This window comes from Micromonospora chalcea (assembly GCF_028768405.1).
Lineage (GTDB): Bacteria > Actinomycetota > Actinomycetes > Mycobacteriales > Micromonosporaceae > Micromonospora > Micromonospora chalcea.
The window spans coordinates 5,792,853-5,810,229 of sequence record NZ_CP118233.1; the positions used below are offsets into that span (position 1 = coordinate 5,792,853).

At 74.8% G+C, this 17,377-nt stretch carries 16 protein-coding genes; 10 read left to right on the top strand and 6 right to left on the bottom strand.

Translation table 11 applies throughout. The features are described from left to right. Positions 1 to 57: 57 nt before the first annotated feature. From PVK74_RS26225 to efeB, 9 genes are all read left to right on the top strand, one after another. Positions 58 to 1,029 (top strand): hypothetical protein, encoded by a 972-nt coding sequence (locus tag PVK74_RS26225; protein ID WP_113971974.1) that lies wholly within the window; start codon positions 58 to 60, stop codon positions 1,027 to 1,029. A gap of 199 nt (positions 1,030 to 1,228) precedes the next feature. Then, positions 1,229 to 1,435: a Trm112 family protein gene (locus PVK74_RS26230; RefSeq protein ID WP_030501390.1), complete on the top strand. Its 207-nt coding sequence runs from the start codon at positions 1,229 to 1,231 to the stop codon at positions 1,433 to 1,435. Beyond that, positions 1,432 to 2,628, top strand: a complete 1,197-nt coding sequence (locus tag PVK74_RS26235; protein ID WP_043326408.1) for an SIS domain-containing protein — start codon at positions 1,432 to 1,434, stop codon at positions 2,626 to 2,628. Before PVK74_RS26230 ends, PVK74_RS26235 begins: the two co-directional genes overlap by 4 nt. A 28-nt stretch (positions 2,629 to 2,656) precedes the next feature. Then, entirely contained in the window at positions 2,657 to 3,679 is a 1,023-nt protein-coding gene (locus PVK74_RS26240; protein ID WP_274477448.1) for a cation diffusion facilitator family transporter, read from the top strand. 3 nt (positions 3,680 to 3,682) lie between these two features. Beyond that, positions 3,683 to 4,843, top strand: coding sequence for a mannose-6-phosphate isomerase, class I (gene manA / locus PVK74_RS26245; protein ID WP_274477449.1), 1,161 nt, complete (start codon positions 3,683 to 3,685; stop codon positions 4,841 to 4,843). A gap of 298 nt (positions 4,844 to 5,141) precedes the next feature. Continuing rightward, complete coding sequence (gene ahcY, locus PVK74_RS26250) at positions 5,142 to 6,641, top strand: adenosylhomocysteinase (RefSeq protein ID WP_043326405.1); 1,500 nt, start codon at positions 5,142 to 5,144, stop codon at positions 6,639 to 6,641. A 175-nt stretch (positions 6,642 to 6,816) separates the two neighbouring features. Next, positions 6,817 to 7,704, top strand: a complete 888-nt coding sequence (efeU, locus tag PVK74_RS26255) for an iron uptake transporter permease EfeU (RefSeq protein ID WP_274477450.1) — start codon at positions 6,817 to 6,819, stop codon at positions 7,702 to 7,704. 27 nt (positions 7,705 to 7,731) lie between these two features. Then, positions 7,732 to 8,862: an iron uptake system protein EfeO gene (gene efeO, locus PVK74_RS26260; RefSeq protein WP_069087459.1), complete on the top strand. Its 1,131-nt coding sequence runs from the start codon at positions 7,732 to 7,734 to the stop codon at positions 8,860 to 8,862. After that, positions 8,859 to 10,181: an iron uptake transporter deferrochelatase/peroxidase subunit gene (efeB, locus tag PVK74_RS26265; RefSeq protein WP_043326398.1), complete on the top strand. Its 1,323-nt coding sequence runs from the start codon at positions 8,859 to 8,861 to the stop codon at positions 10,179 to 10,181. The genes efeO and efeB overlap by 4 nt, the downstream gene beginning before the upstream one ends. A 26-nt stretch (positions 10,182 to 10,207) precedes the next feature. Here the strand turns inward: efeB and PVK74_RS26270 are convergent, their stop codons facing one another. Next, positions 10,208 to 11,200 (bottom strand): RDD family protein, encoded by a 993-nt coding sequence (locus PVK74_RS26270; protein WP_210871345.1) that lies wholly within the window; start codon positions 11,198 to 11,200, stop codon positions 10,208 to 10,210. Positions 11,201 to 11,223: 23 nt separating this feature from the next. On the opposite strand from PVK74_RS26270, the gene PVK74_RS26275 reads away from it, so the two are divergent. Then, the gene (locus PVK74_RS26275) at positions 11,224 to 12,177 is read left to right on the top strand and encodes a stage II sporulation protein M (protein WP_274477451.1); all 954 of its coding nucleotides are present in this window, start codon (positions 11,224 to 11,226) and stop codon (positions 12,175 to 12,177) included. Here the strand turns inward: PVK74_RS26275 and PVK74_RS26280 are convergent. The 5 genes from PVK74_RS26280 to PVK74_RS26300 are packed head-to-tail and all read right to left on the bottom strand — an operon-like array spanning position 12,155 to position 17,178. Beyond that, entirely contained in the window at positions 12,155 to 13,465 is a 1,311-nt protein-coding gene (locus PVK74_RS26280; protein ID WP_274477452.1) for a DUF58 domain-containing protein, read from the bottom strand. The two genes, PVK74_RS26275 and PVK74_RS26280, sit on opposite strands and share 23 nt — an antisense overlap. Continuing rightward, entirely contained in the window at positions 13,462 to 14,439 is a 978-nt protein-coding gene (locus tag PVK74_RS26285; RefSeq protein WP_064447732.1) for an AAA family ATPase, read from the bottom strand. The genes PVK74_RS26280 and PVK74_RS26285 overlap by 4 nt, the downstream gene beginning before the upstream one ends. After that, complete coding sequence (locus tag PVK74_RS26290) at positions 14,436 to 15,734, bottom strand: DUF4350 domain-containing protein (RefSeq protein WP_274477453.1); 1,299 nt, start codon at positions 15,732 to 15,734, stop codon at positions 14,436 to 14,438. Before PVK74_RS26290 ends, PVK74_RS26285 begins: the two co-directional genes overlap by 4 nt. Then, positions 15,731 to 16,336, bottom strand: a complete 606-nt coding sequence (locus PVK74_RS26295; RefSeq protein WP_274477454.1) for a DUF4129 domain-containing protein — start codon at positions 16,334 to 16,336, stop codon at positions 15,731 to 15,733. Before PVK74_RS26295 ends, PVK74_RS26290 begins: the two co-directional genes overlap by 4 nt. Next, on the bottom strand, positions 16,333 to 17,178 hold the full coding sequence (locus tag PVK74_RS26300) for a hypothetical protein (RefSeq protein WP_274477455.1): 846 nt from the start codon (positions 17,176 to 17,178) through the stop codon (positions 16,333 to 16,335). Before PVK74_RS26300 ends, PVK74_RS26295 begins: the two co-directional genes overlap by 4 nt. Between the last annotated feature and the right edge of the window lie 199 nt (positions 17,179 to 17,377).

Consider the following 17,377-nt stretch of genomic DNA (forward strand, 5'->3'; position numbering starts at 1 on the left):
CGGGCCCGGTAGTAACCTGACCGGCGGATCCGGTCCGGACGCAACGGTGAGGTGGGGATGTCGGTGGGGCGGCACGCGGCGCGGTGGGCCATTGTCGGCGCGCTGCTGGGTGGCCTGATCGCCGTCCCGGCGTCGCCGGCGTCGGCCCGGGACGACCGGGTCGGGCTGCGCTCGGCGGGCAGCTTCACCGCCGGGGGTTCGCCGGGTGGCGTGACTGTCGAGGTGCGCAAGCGCACCGACGGCTGCGTGCAGCTGCGTACCGCGATCGGGCTCCGGTTGGAGGGCCTTCGGGCGGACCAGGTGCGGGTGCAGGTGGCCGCCGGGGACGGCTGGACGCCGGTGCCGGTCTCCGGTGGTGACGGCGCGGTCGCCACCGCCCAGGTCGCGCCGGTCGACCGGCCGCTGTGCAAGGGCAAGGGCGCCACCGTGCGCTACCGGGTGTCCTTCCTGGCCGGCGTCGTCGGCGGGCGGTTGGAACTGGCGGGCGAGGCGAGCGCCGCGAACGGTGACGTGCTCGGCCGGGCCGGTGGGTCGGCCCGGCTGGTGGGCGCGCCGCGTACGCCGAGCCCGAGTCCGTCCCGTAAGCCCTCGCCGACGCCCAGCGCGAGCGAGACCACACCGGCCGAGGCGACTGACACGTCGCCGGTCGCCGCTGCCGTCGCCCCGGCCACCGCCGCGGCCGACGACTCGTCGTTCGGAGGTTCCATGATCATGTGGTTCGGTATCGGGCTGGTGCTCGTCGGCGCCGCGCTCATCGTCCTGCTGCTGCGCCGCAGTCGCGCCGACCGCAGCGGCGGCGGGCCGGTCGCCGACCAGCCGCCGGTCCCGCTGCCACGCAGCACCACCACCTACCGCTCCGGCGCCACCGGGCCGGCCCCCACGGTGTACGGCGGCACGCCGGCGCCCCGTCCGGCGGGCAGCGTGTACGGCGCGCCTTCGTCCGGTCCGACCCCGCCCGTCTCCGGGTCGACGCCGCCCGCGCCCGCGGGCGGGGACGCGACGAGCCTCCTGCCCCGCTTGCCGGACTGAGGCCGAACCCGACCGGCTCCCGGGGTTACCGTGACGGTGGGTGGTCACGCCGTGACCCGGTGGCCGCCACCTGCCCGGCCGGAGGACCGGACACCGGGGCCGAACGGGGCCCGGTGCCGGGGCCGGTTGGCCGATAAGATCGCGTGCGCCGATCGGCACCGCCGACCGGTGAGACCGCATACGTGGAAGGAGCCGCGCCGTGGCCCTGGACCCGCAGTTGCTCGAGATCCTCGCCTGCCCGGACACGCATCACGCCCCGCTCGACTACGACGCGCAGGCGCAGACGCTCACCTGCACCGAGTGCGGTCGCATCTTCGAGGTCCGCGACGACGTACCGGTGCTCCTGCTGGACGAGGCGCGCGGTGGACCCGCGGCCGACGAGGCGCGGGGCGGGTCGTCGCGGTGATGGAGGGTACGGCCGGGGTCAGCGGTCACCGGCACGCCGATGAGGCCCTGCTCGACGACGCGGCGCTGCTGGCCGAGCGGGACCCGGGCGGCATGCTCCGGCACACCGCGTCCGCCGGCGCGCAGGTGCGTGAGTCGGCGGCGCTGGCCGCCGAGGCCAACCTGTCAGTGCTCGCCGACGACGGCCGGCCGCGCGCGGTGGTCATCGCCGGCATCGGCACCGCCGGGCGTACCGGTGACGTGCTGGCCACTGTCGCCGGGCCGCGCTGCCCGGTGCCGGTCATCCCGCACCGCAGCGCCGGCGTGCCGGGCTGGGTGGGTGCGGCGGACGTGGTCATCGCGGTGAGCGCGTCCGGGCGCAGCCCCGAGGCGCTGGGCGCGGCCGAGGCGGCGCACCGCCGTGGCGCCCGGCTGGTGGCGGTGGGCGCGCCCGACTCGCAACTCCAGTCGGTGGCGGAGCGGGCCCGGGCGCCGTTCATCCCGGTGCCCCGGCGCGCGCCGGCGAGGGCCAGCCTCTGGGCGCTCACCGTGCCGGTTCTGCTCGCCGCCCGTACCCTCGGGCTGGTGAAGGTCAACGAGGCCGACCTGGCGGAGACGGCGGCCCGGCTCGACGCGGACGCCGATCGATGCCGGCCGACCGCGGAGTCCTTCGTCAACCCGGCGAAGTCGCTGGCGCTGGGGCTGTCCGGCTCGATCCCGATCGTCTGGGGCTCGTCTCCGCTGGCGACCGTCGCGGCCCGGCGTTTCGGCGACACGTTGTCCGCCAATGCCCGCTACCCGGTGGTCGCCGGCGCGCTGGGCGAGGCGGGGCGGGGTCGTGTCGGCCTGCTCGACGGCGTGTTCGGCGGCCTGGCCGAGGGCGAGCGGGACATCTTCGCCGACCCGGGCGACGACGAGTCCGACGGCACCCGGCTGCGGCTGGTGCTGCTGCGCGACGGCGGGCTCAACGCCGACGACGACACCGACGAGCCGCTGGCGGTCGAGGAGCGCCGCGCGGACGCGGTGCAGACGCTCGCCGAGCGCCGTGGGGTGCGCTGCGACGTGGTGACCGCCGAGGGCGGCTCCGCGCTGGAGCGGCTCGCGTCGCTGGTGGCGGTCCCCGACTTCGCCTCGATCTACCTCGCCCTGGCACACGGCCTGGACCCGATGGCGGTACCGGCCATCACGGAGATGAAGGAGCTGGCGAACCAGTGAGCACACGGGGCATCGAGCGAGGCGGGGAATGAGCGCGAACGGGGGCACGAAGGCGATCGTCGCCGCCCTGGCGGCGAACCTCGGTATCGCCGTCACCAAGTTCGTCGCGTTCGCCCTCACCGGCTCGTCGTCGATGCTGGCCGAGTCGATCCACTCGGTGGCCGACTCGGGCAACCAGGGCCTGCTGCTGCTCGGTGGCCGGCGGGCCAAGCGGCAGGCCACGCCGCAGCACCCGTTCGGGTACGGCCGGGAGCGCTACATCTACGCGTTCATCGTGGCGATCGTGCTGTTCAGCCTCGGTGGCCTGTTCGCGCTCTACGAGGCGTACCACAAGGCGTCCGATCCGCACCCGATCGAGAGCTGGCAGTGGGTGCCGGTGGCGGTGCTGGTGGCCGCGATCGTGATGGAGGGCTTCTCCTTCCGTACCGCGATCAAGGAGTCCAACCTGATCCGGGGCAACCAGACCTGGGTGCGGTTCATCCGCCGGGCCAAGGCCCCGGAGCTGCCGGTGGTGCTGCTGGAGGACTTCGGCGCGCTCGTCGGTCTGGTCTTCGCGCTGTTCGGCGTCGGCATGACGCTGATCACCGGAAACGGCATGTGGGACGCGGCGGGCACCGCGATGATCGGTGTGCTGCTCGTGGTCATCGCGGTCACGCTGGCGATCGAGACCAAGAGCCTGCTGCTCGGCGAGGGCGCGGAGCAGGGCGAGCTGGCCAAGATCGAGCAGGCCGTCACGAACGGTCCCGAGGTCGAGCGGATCATCCACATGAAGACGCTCTACCTGGGCCCCGAGGAGCTGATGGTGGCCGCGAAGATCGCGGTGCCGGCCTGGGAGACCGCCGAGGACCTGGCCCGCGACATCAACGCGGTCGAGGCCCGGATCCGGCGTGAGGTGCCGACCGCCCGGGTGATCTACCTGGAGCCGGACATCTACTCGCCGGAGGCGGAGCGGGCGGGCACCGGGCAGGCGGCGGCGACCGCCGTCCCGGAGGCCGCGACCACCGGCGAGGCGTACGCGGCCGACGAGGTGGCCGGGCGGCCCGGGAGCTGACCGATGGAGCTGTTGCAGGGCCGGATCCGCGACTACGCCTGGGGCTCGCGCACCGCGATCGCCGAGTTGCAGGGGCGGCCGGTGCCGAGCAACGGGCCGGAGGCGGAGCTGTGGCTGGGCGCCCACCCGGGCGCACCGGGCACCGTGCAGCGGGACGGCCGTCCGGTCAGCCTCACCGAGCTGCTGGTGGCCGAGCCGGGCCACTGGCTGGGTGAGCGGCTGGTCGGCCGGTTCGGCACCCGGCTGCCGTTCCTGCTGAAGGTGCTGGCCGCCGACTCCCCGCTGAGCCTCCAGGCCCATCCGGACGCCGAGCAGGCCCGCGCCGGGCACGCCGCCGACGTGGAGCGGATCAACTACGTCGACCCGTACCACAAGCCGGAGCTGCTGGTGGCGCTCTCGGAGTTCGACGCGCTGTGCGGCTTCCGCGATCCGGGGGAGTCGGCGGCGGCGATCGCCGCGTTCGGCGTACCCGCGCTGGAACCTGTGGTGGCGGCGTTGCGCGCCGGGCCGGCGGGGCTGCGGGAGGCGGTACGCCTGCTGTTGAGCTGGCCGCGGGCGGAGCGCGCCGGGCTGGTGGCGGCCGTGCTGGCGGCGGCGGACGCCGGTCCCGGGTCGGCGGACGCCGAGCTGGTACGCACGCTGGCGGCCGGCTATCCGGAGGATCCGGGCGTGGTGGTGGCGTTGCTGTTGCACCACGTTCGGCTGGTGCCCGGCGAGGGCATCTGGATGCCGGCCGGGAACCTGCACGCCTACCTGCGCGGCACCGGCGTGGAGATCATGGCGGCCAGCGACAACGTGCTGCGTGGCGGGCTGACCCCGAAGCGGGTGGACGTGGACGAGCTGCTGCGGGTGCTCCGGTTCGAGGTGCTGACCGAGCCGGTGCTGCGGCCGGAGACGGTGGCGCCGGGGGTGCTGACGTGGCCGGTGCCGGTGGAGGACTTCGCGCTGCACCGGGTCGAGGTCGCCACCGGGTCGCCGGGGGCGCGGTTGACGCTGCCCGGGCCGCGGGTGGTGCTCTGCCGGACCGGGAAGCTCACCGTTGACGACGGGGTGGGCGTGGTCACGCTGGGCGCGGGACAGGCCGCTGTGGGCACGGCGGCGGGAGGTCCGCTGACGCTGGGCGGGGACGGCGAGGCGTTCGTCGCCACCTGTGGCCTGCGCTGAGCGCTCAGCAAAAGCCGCAAGTCCGACTTTCCCGGAATAGCTTGACGGCCTAGTGGCGTGGTGTGACCCTATGGGTACGCAGCGTTGTCGCGACGAAGGTCCGATGACGTGCGGGGGAACCAAACCGGGGGGATGCACGGGGCGGCCGGGCCGTGGACGGAAAGTCCGTCCACGACCGACCGCCCCGTGCGCTGTCCGCCGACCGGCCGATTGTGTGCTCGGTCAACCGGGCACCGGCCGGGTGGGTCGCGCGCGTAAGGTGGAAGGCTGCGCACCACATCGTTCGACAGGAGCTTCCATGACCAGCACCCTCCCCGCGGCCTCCAGCGGCGCGTCGTCGCAGGCTCGGCCGAGCACCCTCGCCGAGGGCGACTACAAGGTGGCGGATCTGTCGCTCGCCGCGTTCGGTCGCAAGGAGATCCGGCTCGCCGAGCACGAGATGCCCGGCCTGATGGCGATCCGGCGTGAGTTCGCCGAGGCCCAGCCGCTGGCCGGCGCCCGCATCACCGGCTCGCTGCACATGACCGTCCAGACCGCCGTCCTGATCGAGACCCTTGTCGCGCTCGGCGCGCAGGTCCGCTGGGCGTCCTGCAACATCTTCTCCACCCAGGACCACGCCGCCGCGGCGATCGTGGTCGGCCCCGAGGGCACCCCGGAGGCCCCGGCCGGCGTGCCGGTCTACGCCTGGAAGGGCGAGACGCTGCCGGAGTACTGGTGGTGCACCGAGCAGGTGCTCGCCTGGCCGGACGGGCAGGGCCCGAACATGATCCTGGACGACGGCGGCGACGCCACCCTGCTCGTCCACAAGGGCGCCGAGTTCGAGAAGGCGGGCGCCGTACCGCCGGTCGAGTCCGCCGACTCCGAGGAGTACGCGGTCATCCTCGAACTGCTGCACCGCTCGCTGGCCGAGGACAACCAGCGCTGGACCCGGATCGCCGCCGGCATCAAGGGCGTCACCGAGGAGACCACCACCGGCGTGCACCGCCTCTACGAGATGCACCGCGCCGGCACGCTGCTCTTCCCGGCCATCAACGTCAACGACTCGGTGACCAAGAGCAAGTTCGACAACAAGTACGGCTGCCGCCACTCGCTCATCGACGGCATCAACCGGGCCACCGACGTGCTGATCGGCGGCAAGATGGCAGTGGTCATGGGCTACGGCGACGTGGGCAAGGGCTGCGCCGAGTCGCTGCGCGGCCAGGGCGCCCGGGTCGTGGTGACCGAGGTCGACCCGATCTGCGCGCTCCAGGCGGCGATGGACGGCTACCAGGTCGCCACGCTGGACGACGTGGTCGAGCAGGCGGACATCTTCATCACCGCGACCGGCTGCTTCGACGTCATCACCAACGAGCACATGGCCCGGATGAAGCACCAGGCCATCGTGGGCAACATCGGCCACTTCGACAACGAGATCGACATGGCCGGCCTGGCCAAGCGCAGCGACGTGACCCGGGAGAACATCAAGCCGCAGGTCGACGTGTGGCGCTTCGACGACGGCCACGCGATCATCGTGCTCTCCGAGGGCCGCCTGTTGAACCTGGGCAACGCCACCGGCCACCCGAGCTTCGTGATGTCGAACTCGTTCGCCAACCAGACGATCGCCCAGATCGAGCTGTTCACCAAGACCGAGGAATACCCGATCGGCGTCTACGTGCTGCCCAAGCACCTGGACGAGAAGGTCGCCCGGCTGCACCTGGACGCGCTCGGCGCGAAGCTGACCACGCTCACCAAGGAGCAGGCCGCCTACCTGGGCGTCTCCACGGAGGGCCCGTTCAAGCCCGACCACTACCGCTACTGAGTTCACACTCCGGAAGGGACCGGGGTCGGCCGCCGCGCGGCCGTCCCGGTCCCTTTTCGCGTACGGGGTGGGCCAGCGGGTGCCGAACCGGGTGACGTTACCGCGATCAGCTTGACGTTTGCTGTGAACAGGAGGAAGGTATGCCTGCCCTAAGTTAGCGACCACGGAGCAGCTGATGTTCGCCACGTACCTGATCGGCCTGCGCGAGGGCCTGGAAGCGACACTTGTGGTCAGCATCCTCGTCGCGTTCCTGGTGAAGTCGCAGCGCCGGGACCGGCTGCCGCAGGTGTGGACCGGCGTCGGCCTGGCCGTGGCGCTCTCCGTCGGCTTCGGCTCGCTCATCCAGTACACCTCGACCTCGCTGCTGCGCACGTCGGAGTCGCGCGAGCTGTTCGAGGCGGTCACCTCGGTCGCCGCCGTGGTGTTCGTGACCTGGATGATCTTCTGGATGCGCCGGGCCGCCCGCACCATCGCGGGTGAGCTGCGCGGCAAGCTCACCGACGCGCTCGCGGTCGGCTCCCTGGCGGTCGCCGGCATGGCGTTCCTCGCGGTCATCCGGGAGGGCCTGGAGACCGCGCTGATCTTCTACGCCGCCGCCGAGAGCGCGGCCGGCGGCACCGGGCCCGGCTCGCTGCTCGCCCTGGCCGGCGGCATCGCCACCGCCGTGGTGATCGGCTTCCTGCTCTACCGCAGCGCCGTCCGGATCAACCTCAGCCGGTTCTTCACCTGGACCGGGGCGCTGCTCATCCTGGTGGCCGCCGGCATCCTCAAGTACGGCGTGCACGACTTCCAGGAGGCGGGCGTGCTGCCCGGCCTGAACGACCTGGCCTTCGACATCTCCACCACGCTCGACCCGAACGCCTGGTACGGCGCGCTGCTCGCCGGCATGTTCAACGTCACCGCCGCGCCGACGGTGCTGGAGCTGGTCGCCTGGGTCGCGTACGCGGTCCCGGTGCTCGTGCTCTTCCTGCGCAAGCCCGCCCGGACCGCCAAGCCGGTTCCGGCCGCCGCCACACCCACCGCGCCGGCCGACGTCGCCGCTGTTCCGTCCCCCCGCGCCTGAACCACCCGTTCCCGAGGAGACCGCACGATGCGTACCACCCGACTCGTCGCGCCCGCCGCCGCCGGGCTGCTCGCCGTCGCCGGACTGACCGGCTGCGGGGGCGGTGACGACGCCGACGCCAAGAACGGCGGGCCGATCGCCGTCAAGGCCACCGACACCGTCTGCGAGGTCGCCGACACCGAGATCGACGCTGGTCAGGTCACGTTCAAGGTGACGAACAACGGTTCCAAGGTCAACGAGTTCTACGTCTACGCCGCGGGTGACCGGGTGATGGGCGAGGTGGAGAACATCGCCCCCGGGCTCAGCCGGGAGCTGCGCGTCGAGCTGACCGCCGGCACGTACGAGACGGCCTGCAAGCCGGGAATGAGCGGCCGGGGCATCCGGGGCGCGCTGAAGGTGAGCGGCACCGCCGCGACTGTCGCCCCCGACGCCGCGCTGACCCAGGCCACCGCCAGCTACCAGCGGTACGTGCGCAGCCAGACCGCCGCGCTGCTGACGAAGACCGAGGAGTTCGTGGCCGCGGTCAAGGCGAACGACGTGGCGAAGGCCAAGGCGCTGTACCCGGTGGCCCGCACCTACTGGGAGCGGATCGAGCCGGTCGCGGAGAGCTTCGGCGATCTCGACCCGAAGATCGACGGCCGCGAGGAGGTGGTCGAGGAGGGCATGGAGTTCACCGGCTTCCACCGGATCGAGAAGGACCTCTGGACCACCGGCGACGTCAGCTCCGACGGCCCGATCGCCGACCGGCTCCTGGCCGACGTCAAGGCGATCGTGGCCAAGGCGGACGCCGAGAAGCTCACCCCGCTCCAGCTCGCCAACGGCGCCAAGGCGCTGCTCGACGAGGTCGCCAGCGGGAAGATCACCGGCGAGGAGGAGCGCTACTCGCACACCGACCTCTGGGACTTCAACGCCAACCTGGAGGGCTCCAAGGCGGCCGTCGCCGCGCTGCGTCCGGCGCTGGAGCAGCGCGCGCCCGACCTCGTCAAGCAGCTCGACAGCGAGTTCGCGAACGTGGAGACCACGCTCGGCAAGCACCGCGCCGGCGACGGCTGGAAGCTGCACACCCAGCTCGGCAAGGACGAGCTGAAGGAGCTGTCGGACGCGGTCAACGCGCTGGCCGAGCCGGTCAGCAAGGTCGCGGCGGCAGTCGCGCGATGACCGGCCCGGCCGGCGGTGACGCGACGAGCGAGCCGAACCGCGAGCGGACCGGCCGCGGCCTGTCCCGGCGCCGGGCGATGACCCTGGCCGGCGTCGGCGTGGCCGGTGTCGCCGGGGTGGCGGGTGGCGCGGGCGCGCTGCTCGCCGGCGGGAACGAGGCATCAGCGACCGGATCGGCCGCCGGTTCCGTGCCGTTCCTCGGCGAGCACCAGGCCGGCATCACCACCCCGGCCCAGGACCGGCTGCACTTCGTCGCGTTCGACGTGGTCACCAAGGACCGGGACCGGCTCGTCGCCATGCTCCAGGAGTGGACCGCCGCCGCGGCCCGGATGACCGCCGGGAAGGACGCCGGGGTGATCGGCGCGGTCGGCGGCATGCCCGAGGCTCCGCCGGACGACACCGGCGAGGCGCTCGGGCTGCCCCCGTCGCAGCTCACCCTCACCGTGGGCTTCGGACCGACGCTGTTCCGCGACGCGCAGGGCCGGGACCGTTTCGGCATCGCCGCCCGGCGTCCGGCCGCCCTGGCCGACCTGCCGCACTTCGCCGGGGACGCGCTGCGGCCGGAACTGTCCGGCGGCGACATCTGCGTCCAGGCGTGCGCCAACGACCCGCAGGTCGCGGTGCACGCCATCCGCAACCTCGCCCGGATCGGCATGGGCGTGGTGAGCGTCCGCTGGTCGCAGCTCGGCTTCGGGCGTACCTCGTCGACGTCGCGGGACCAGGCCACGCCACGCAACCTGTTCGGCTTCAAGGACGGCACCGCCAACCTCAAGGCCGAGGACGCCGCCCTGCTCCGCGACCAGCTCTGGGTGCAGCCCGGTGACGGCCCGGACTGGATGACCGGCGGCTCCTACCTGGTCACCCGGAAGATCCGGATGCTGATCGAGACGTGGGACCGCAGCCCGCTGGCCGAACAGGAGATGATCGTCGGCCGGACCAAGGGCAGCGGCGCGCCGATCGGCCGCCGGGACGAGTTCGACGAGCCGGACTTCGCCGCCAGGGGCGACGACGGTGAGCCGCTCATCGCCGACACCGCGCACGTACGGCTGGCCCACCCGGACACCAACGACGGCGCCCGCCTGCTGCGCCGCGGCTACAACTTCGTGGACGGCTCGGACGGGCTGGGCCGGCTCGACGCCGGGCTGTTCTTCATCGCCTACCAGCGCGACCCGCGCCGGCAGTTCGTGCCGATCCAGACCCGGCTGGCCCGCAACGACGCGATGAACGAATACCTGCGGCACGTCTCCAGCGGCCTGTTCGCCTGCCCGCCCGGCCTGCGCGACGCAGCCGACTGGTGGGGGCGCGCGCTGTTCTCCTGAGGCCGGCTCAGCTCACCCGAGGCGGCTCAGCGGCGTACCGGATCGGGTTCGACCTGCGGCGCGGCGGGCCGCAGCCGGCCCGCGCCCGGCCCGGCGGGGCCTGGCCGGACGGCGCCCGGCCCGGTGGAGCCCGGCACCACGGCGGGCGCCGGGACCAGCTCCGGCCAGAGCGTGGCGGCGACCGCCCGGCTGCGGCCCAGCCGGTGCGCCGCCCGCCGCCCCCGCTCGGCGAGCACCGCCGACAGGTACGCCCAGTCCGGCGCGGCCCACGGCGGAGGCGGCGAGGTGACCGCCGCGACCTCCGTCCACAGCCCCCGGCCCAGCCGGAACCGGTCCGGTTCGGCGAGCTGGGGCAGCCGGTCCAGGTACTGCCGCACGGCCAGCGCCAGCCCGTCGTCGAGGCGGGTCAGGTCGAGCGTGCCGGCCCAGGCCAGCAGCGGCGGCGCGGCCGGCGGCAGCGGCCGCCACAGCGTCGCGCCCCGGGTGTGCACCACCAGCGTGCCGGCGACCAGGTCACCCAGCCGGCGTCCGCGCGGGTCGGTGAGCATCACCGTGACGCTCGCCGCCCAGCTCAGCAGCGGCAGCACCAGCCCGGGCCACTCCACCGCGACGCCGACGAGCGCCCGCGTCAGCGACTGGCCCACCCCCACCGGGCCGCCGTCGGCCCGGACCACCCGCAGCCCGACGGCCAGCTTGCCCACCGTCCGGCCACCGGCGAAACGTTCCATCACCACCGGATAGCCGATCAGCACCAGCACCAGCAGCACGATCTGCAGCGCCCCCGCCAGGGCGGCGTCGAGGTAGTCCCCGAGCAGGGCGAGCGCCACCATCCCCAGCACCGCGCCGAGCACGAGCGCCAGCGCGAGCTGGATCACCGCGTCGATCAGCAGGGCCAGCACCCGGGAGCCCAGCCGGGCCGCCCGGACGTCCAGCTCCACCGCCTCGCCGCTGACCAGACCGGCGTCGGCCCACCGGGGCGGTGGGGGAGGTTGCGCGCGCACCCCGACAGTGAACACCATGGACGCCGAACGGGGGAGGGCGAGTGGATCTCGATGCGTACGTGGCCGAACACAACGCCGAATGGCGGCGGCTGGAGTACCTGACCGGGCGGCGTCGCCTCGACGCGGCAGAGGTCGACGAGCTGGTGGCGCTCTACCAGCGCAGCGCTACGCACCTGTCCGCCCTGCGCGCCCGGGCGCCCGAGCCGGCGCTGGTGAACCGCCTGTCCCACCTGGTCCTCGCGGCCCGGGCCCGGATCACCGGCCGTCAGCGGTTCTCCTGGGCGGCGGTGGGTCGGTTCCTGGTCGCCGACCTGCCCGCCGCCCTCTACCGGGCCTGGCCGTGGTGGTGCGGCGTGGCCACGGGGTTCAGCCTGCTCACCGCGTTCCTGATCTGGTTCGTCGCCGGCAACCCGGACACCGCCGCCGCGTTCGTCGGCGACGAAGCCGCCCGGGAACTCGTCGACTCCGGTTTCGCCGGCTACTACACCGAGTTCGCCGCGCCCACCTTCGCGTTCCACCTGTGGACGCACAACGCCTGGCTGGCCGCCCAGTGCCTGGCCGCCGGCGTGCTCGTGGTGCCGGTGCTCTGGCTGCTGTGGCAGAACGCGCTGAACATCGGCGTGGTCGGCGGCGTGATGGTCGCCTACGGCCGGGGGGACGTCTTCTTCGGCCTGATCACACCGCACGGCCTGCTGGAACTGACCGGCATCTACGTCGCCGCCGGGGTCGGACTGCGTACCGCCTGGGCCTGGATCGCCCCGCCCGCGGACCTCGGGCGCGGCCGGGCGGTCGCCGAGGCGGGCCGGCTCGCCGTCGTGGTCGCGGCCGGGCTGGTCGGCCTGTTCGCGGTCTCCGCGCTGGTCGAGGCGTTCGTCACCCCGGCGCCGCTGCCGGTCGCGCTCCGGGTGGCCGCCGGCGCCGCGGTGTGGCTGGCCTTCCTCGCGTACGCGCTGGTGCTCGGCCGGCGCGCGGTCAGAGCTGACCGAGGGACTTGAGCCGCAGGTAGGTGTCCGCGACGGCCGGGGCGAGCCGGTGCGCCGGCACGTCCACCACCGTCACCCCGTAGCGGGACAGCGCGGCGCGTACCCGGTCCCGCTCGGCCAGCGCCCGCCACGCCGACGCGGCCGCGTACGGGTCGTCCGGGCCGGTCGGGGTGGCAGTGGCGAGCCTGCTCAGCACCGGGTCGCTGCCGGCGGCCAGCACCACCCGGTGCCGGGTCGCCAGCCGGGGCAGCACCGGCAGCAGCCCTTCGCCGATCGCGCCCGCCTCCAGCGCGGTGAAAAGCACCACCAGGCTGCGCTGCCGCTCCCGGCGCAGCACCTCGCCGGCGATCAGCTCGAAGTCGGTCTCGGCGAGCGTCGGCTCCAGCGGCGCCACCGCCTCGACCAGCCGGGCGAGCAGGGCCGGACGGCCGCTGCCGGTCACCCGCGCCCGGATCTCGGTGTCCGCCGCCAGCAGGTCCACCCGGTCACCGGCGCGGGCCGCGAGCGCGGTGAGCAGCAGCGCCGCGTCGATGGCGGTGTCCAGCCGGGGCTCGTCGCCCAGCCGGACCGCCGAGGTGCGGCCGGTGTCCAGAACGCAGACCAGGCGCCGGTCCCGTTCCGGGCGCCAGGTGCGGACCAGGATGTCGGCGCGCCGGGCGCTGCCCCGCCAGTCGATCGAACGGACGTCGTCGCCCACCGCGTACTCGCGCAGCGTGTCGAACTCGGTGCCGTGGCCGCGCCCCCGGGTCACCTGCACACCGTCGATGACCCGCAGCCGGGCCAGCTTCTCCGGCAGGTGCCGGCGGGAGTCGAACCGGGGCAGCACCCGCAGCGTCCACGGCGGGGTGGCGGGCTGCCCGGCGCGCTGCCGGGCGCCCAGGCGCATCGGCCCGAGCGAGCGTACGGTCAGCGCCACCGCGGGCCGGTCGCCGCGCCGGGTCGGGGTGAGCCGGACCGGCAGCGTGGCGGTGCCACCGGGCGGCACGGTGAGCAGGCGCTGCGGCGGCACGTCCGGGCGGGCCCCGGCCGACGGCACCCAGGCGTCGCGCACCTGGGCGTACAGCGTGTGGTGGGTCGGGTTGGTCAGGTGCAGCGTGACGGTGGCGGTGCCGCCGAGCCGCACCGTACGGTCGCCGGAGCGGGTCACCGTGAGCGCGTGCGGCGGGGCGGCCATCGCCCGGTCGAGCGCCACCAGCAGCAGCACCACGACGGTCAGCACGGCCATCCCGACGAACGGCGCCGGCCAGAACGGCAGCGTCAGCGCGCCCACGCCGAGCAGCAGACCCGCCCGCCAGGTCATCGCGGCGTCGGCACGGTGGCCAGCACCGAGTCCAGCACCGCGTCCACGGTCACGCCCTCCAGCTCCGCCTCCGGGCGCGGCCGCAGCCGGTGCCGCAGCGTGGGCCGGGCCACCGCCTTCACGTCGTCCGGCGTGACGTGGTCCCGGCCGGCCAGCCAGGACCACGCCTTGGCGGTGTTCAGCAGCGCGGTGGCGCCCCGGGGCGACGCGCCCAGCTCCAGCGCCGGGGCGGAACGGGTGCCCCGGCACACGTCCACGATGTAGCCGAGCACCGGCTCGGCCACGTGCACCCGCTGCACCTCGGCCCGGGCCGCGGCCAGGTCCGCCGCACCGGCCACCGGGCGTACGCCCGCGGCACGCAGGTCGCGCGGGTCGAAACCGGCGTGGTGCGCGCGGAGCACACCCAGCTCCTCCTCCCGCTCCGGCAGCGGCACCGTCAGCTTGAGCAGGAAGCGGTCGAGCTGCGCCTCGGGCAGCGGGTAGGTGCCCTCGTACTCGACCGGGTTCTGGGTGGCCGCGACGATGAACGGGTCGGGCAGCGGACGGCGCTCGCCCTCGACCGAGACCTGCCGCTCCTCCATCACCTCCAGCAGCGCCGACTGCGTCTTCGGCGGGGTGCGGTTGATCTCGTCGGCGAGGAGCAGGTTGGTGAAGACCGGCCCCTCCCGGAACGTGAACGCGGCGGTGCGCTGGTCGAAGATCAGCGAGCCGGTGACGTCGCCGGGCATCAGGTCGGGGGTGAACTGCACCCGCTTGGCGTCCAGGTCGAGCGCGGCGGCAAGCGTCCGCACCAGCAGCGTCTTGGCCACCCCCGGTACGCCCTCCAGCAGCACGTGCCCCCGGCAGAGCAGCGCGATCACCAGTCCGGTGACCACGGCGTCCTGCCCGACGACGGCCTTGGCCACCTCGGCGCGCAGCCGGTGCAGGGCGGCGCGGGCGCCGGACGGGGCGGTGGTCGTGACGGGTCCGGTCACCGGGTGTCTCCTTCGCTCGGATGCGGGGCCAGGGTACGGGTCAGGGCGTCCAGTTCGCGGGCCAGCTCCAGCAGCTCGCGGTCCTTCTCCGGGGCGGGGCCGTAGAGCAGTTCGGCCACCCGTTCCGGGTCGGCGCCGGCACGCTCGGCGATCCGGGCGGCCACCTCGTCGTCGGGCGTGTCCGGAGGCAGGTTGAGCCGGGGCAGGAGCCGGTCCAGCGCGGCGGCGCGCAGCGTCTCGGCGACCGTGTCCCGGGCGCCCGCCCGGCGGTAGAGCCGCGCCCGGCCGCGTACCGTCTCGGCGGCCCGCACGGTCACCGGCAGCGGCTCCGACACCGGCGGCCCGAGCCGGCGGGCCCGCCAGAGCACGACGAGCAGCCCGGCCAGGGCGAGCTGCGCCAGCAGCGCCCAGAACCACTGCGGGAAGGCGCCCCAGAGCGGGTTCTCCCACGGCGGGTCGGCGCGGTCGGGCGGGGCGGGCCGTTCCGACCGTTCGCCGTCGCCGCCCTGGGCGGGCTCCTCGGTGAAGGGTTCCGGGGACCAGCTCGGGCGGGTCGGGGCCGGTACCGGCTCGGGCAGGTCGAGCCAGACGAGCGGGCGGTTCCCGCCGAGCATTCCGGTGGCGAGGGCCTCGTTGCCCCACTCGCCGATCCGGTCGTTGCGGAACGGGTCGCTGGCGCCGGCCAGCACCACCTCGACCCGGCCGGGGACGCGCAGCAACGCGCCGCCGTAGCAGTGGTCGACCTCGGCCGGCCCGGCGTAGCGCTGCAGGTCGATCGCGGCGGTGCCGGCCCGGACCGCCTCGGGCAGCGGGCACGGCGTGCCGTCCGTGTCCGGCGGCACGGCCCGCGCGGCCCAGCGCCGGGCGGCCGGCTCGACCGGCGTGTCCAGTTCGGCGAGCACCCGCGGGGAGGGCTCGACGAACACCAGGCGGGTGCCCGGGGGCAGGGCGGTCAGGCGGTCGAGCAGGTCCGGGTGCACCAGTCCGGGCGCGGGCACGAAGACGGTGCTCGGCGCGATGCCGGCGGTCTGCAGCACCCCGTCGAACGCCGTCTCCCGGCGCACCGGCACACCCTGCGCGCGCAGCGCCTCGGCGAGCCGGCTGCCCCCGTCGTCGTCGGTGGCGACCGGGGAGAGGAAGCCGGGCTCGTCGGTGTCGGGCCGGTCGACGGCGTGCAGCACGAGCGTGGTCACGATCAGCAGCACGGCCAGCCCGAGCGGGACGAGCAGCCGGTGCCGCCGACGGCGCGGCGTCGCGGCGGTGGCCGTTTCCGCCGGCGTCACGGTGGCGGTCATCGCGGCTCCTCCCCGGTCAGCTCGCGACGCAGGTCGGCGGCGAGTTCGCGCATCCGGTGGTCGTGCGCGGCGGTGGCGGGGCGCTGGGCGTACCAGAGGTCGGAGAAGATCGCCCCGGCGGTGTGCAGCGTCGGCCGTACCTGGGGCCGGGCACGGGCCGCCGCCTCGGTCAGCTCGACCACTGTGAGCCCGGGGCGGGGCTCCACGACGTGCCGCGTGACCAGGAGCCGGACCATCTCGCGCAGCCGTTCCCGGACCGCCTCGGCGTACCGGCCCTCGGCCGCGAGCCGGTCGGCCAGGCCGGGTCCGGCCGCTGCCGGTTCCGGCAGCCGTGGCGCGGGCAGGCGCACGGCCGGCGGGTCGGTGCGGGCTCGGCGGGCGCGCCGGCGGGGGCGCCGGAACCGGGGCAGCCGCAGCCTGGGCACGCGCGGCAGGCGCAGCCGGGGCAGCGTGAACCGGGGCAGCCGGCGGGGCACCCAGGCCGGGAAGTAGTACCAGCCCAGGGCGGTGAGCAGCGCGACCGCCAGCAGGATCAGCGCGGCCAGCGGCAGCGGCAGCAGGTCACCGAGGGCCGCCACGGTCTCGGTCCACCAGCGGCTCACCGCTGCGCCGCCAGCAGGACCGGTTCCGGTACGCCGGGTCGCGCACGGGAGAGCCGGATGTCCAGCCCTTCGGTGCGGATCCGGGTCTCCAGGTGCAGCACCGCGTCCAGGCAGGCCAGCGCCGGGTACGCCAGCGCGTTCACCGCGGCGAAGGCGGCGACGGTCACCGGCAGCGCCCAGGCGGACACGTCGAACAGGCCCAGCATGCCGAGACCGTGGTAGACGCCCAGCCCGATGCCGAGCCGGATCAGCCACCAGCCCAGGTAGCCCAGCAGCCGGACGGCGGCGGCCCGCGCGCTCACCCGGCCCGCCAGGCGGATCGCCCGCCACGGGGCCCGGTGTCCGGGCACCCCGTCCAGCACCAGCACCGGCACCACCAGGCCGAGCAGCCCGTACGCCAGGAACCAGCCCGGCCCGGTCAGTGCGGCGAGCGCGACGACGGGGCCGACCGCGAAGGCGGCCAGCACCACGGGGCCGGGCCGGGAGCCGCGCAGCAACTCGGCCGGCCCGGGGCGGCGTCCCAGCAGGGCCGCGCCGGCGCCGCGCGTGGCCGGGCCGCCCAGCAGCGCGATGATCGCCGCCTCGGTGCCGGCGCCGGTCGCCAGCAGCAGCCAGTACCAGGGCAGCGAGTCACCGAGGTCCGCCGGCCACCACTGGGGCGGGTGGGCGTCGACCAGCAGCCGCAGCGGGTGGAGCACCGCCTGTTCGGCGAGGGCCAGCAGGAGGGCGAGCGGGACGAGCACCCGGGCGTGGTCGCGCAGCAGGAGCACTGCCGCGTCGAGCAGTTCGCCGACGGTCAGCGGACGGCGCGGCAGCACCGCGGTCGGGCCGGCGTCGGGCACGCGTACTCCTGGCGGGCAGGGTGGAGGTGGCGGGCGGCGCGGCGCCCGAGGGATCATGGTTGCACGGCGGGTCCGCATCCGGTGGACCCGTCCGCCCTGACGCGCCACGCTGTGCGGCCACGCCGCTTGCTGTGGTGCGCGGGCCCGCTCGGCGCTACCGTGCCGTGGAGACGCCGAACCCCTCCAGACGAACGGGGAT

Excerpts from the sequence above, each read along its gene's own strand:
- PVK74_RS26225 (WP_113971974.1), top strand. The coding sequence starts at position 58 with ATGTCGGTGGGGCGGCACGCGGCGCGGTGGGCCATTGTCGGCGCGCTG.
- PVK74_RS26240 (WP_274477448.1), top strand. The coding sequence starts at position 2,657 with ATGAGCGCGAACGGGGGCACGAAGGCGATCGTCGCCGCCCTGGCGGCG.
- manA (WP_274477449.1), top strand. The coding sequence starts at position 3,683 with ATGGAGCTGTTGCAGGGCCGGATCCGCGACTACGCCTGGGGCTCGCGC.
- ahcY (WP_043326405.1), top strand. The coding sequence starts at position 5,142 with ATGACCAGCACCCTCCCCGCGGCCTCCAGCGGCGCGTCGTCGCAGGCT.
- efeU (WP_274477450.1), top strand. The coding sequence starts at position 6,817 with ATGTTCGCCACGTACCTGATCGGCCTGCGCGAGGGCCTGGAAGCGACA.
- efeO (WP_069087459.1), top strand. The coding sequence starts at position 7,732 with ATGCGTACCACCCGACTCGTCGCGCCCGCCGCCGCCGGGCTGCTCGCC.
- efeB (WP_043326398.1), top strand. The coding sequence starts at position 8,859 with ATGACCGGCCCGGCCGGCGGTGACGCGACGAGCGAGCCGAACCGCGAG.
- PVK74_RS26270 (WP_210871345.1), bottom strand. The coding sequence starts at position 11,200 with ATGGTGTTCACTGTCGGGGTGCGCGCGCAACCTCCCCCACCGCCCCGG.
- PVK74_RS26280 (WP_274477452.1), bottom strand. The coding sequence starts at position 13,465 with ATGACCTGGCGGGCGGGTCTGCTGCTCGGCGTGGGCGCGCTGACGCTG.
- PVK74_RS26290 (WP_274477453.1), bottom strand. The coding sequence starts at position 15,734 with ATGACCGCCACCGTGACGCCGGCGGAAACGGCCACCGCCGCGACGCCG.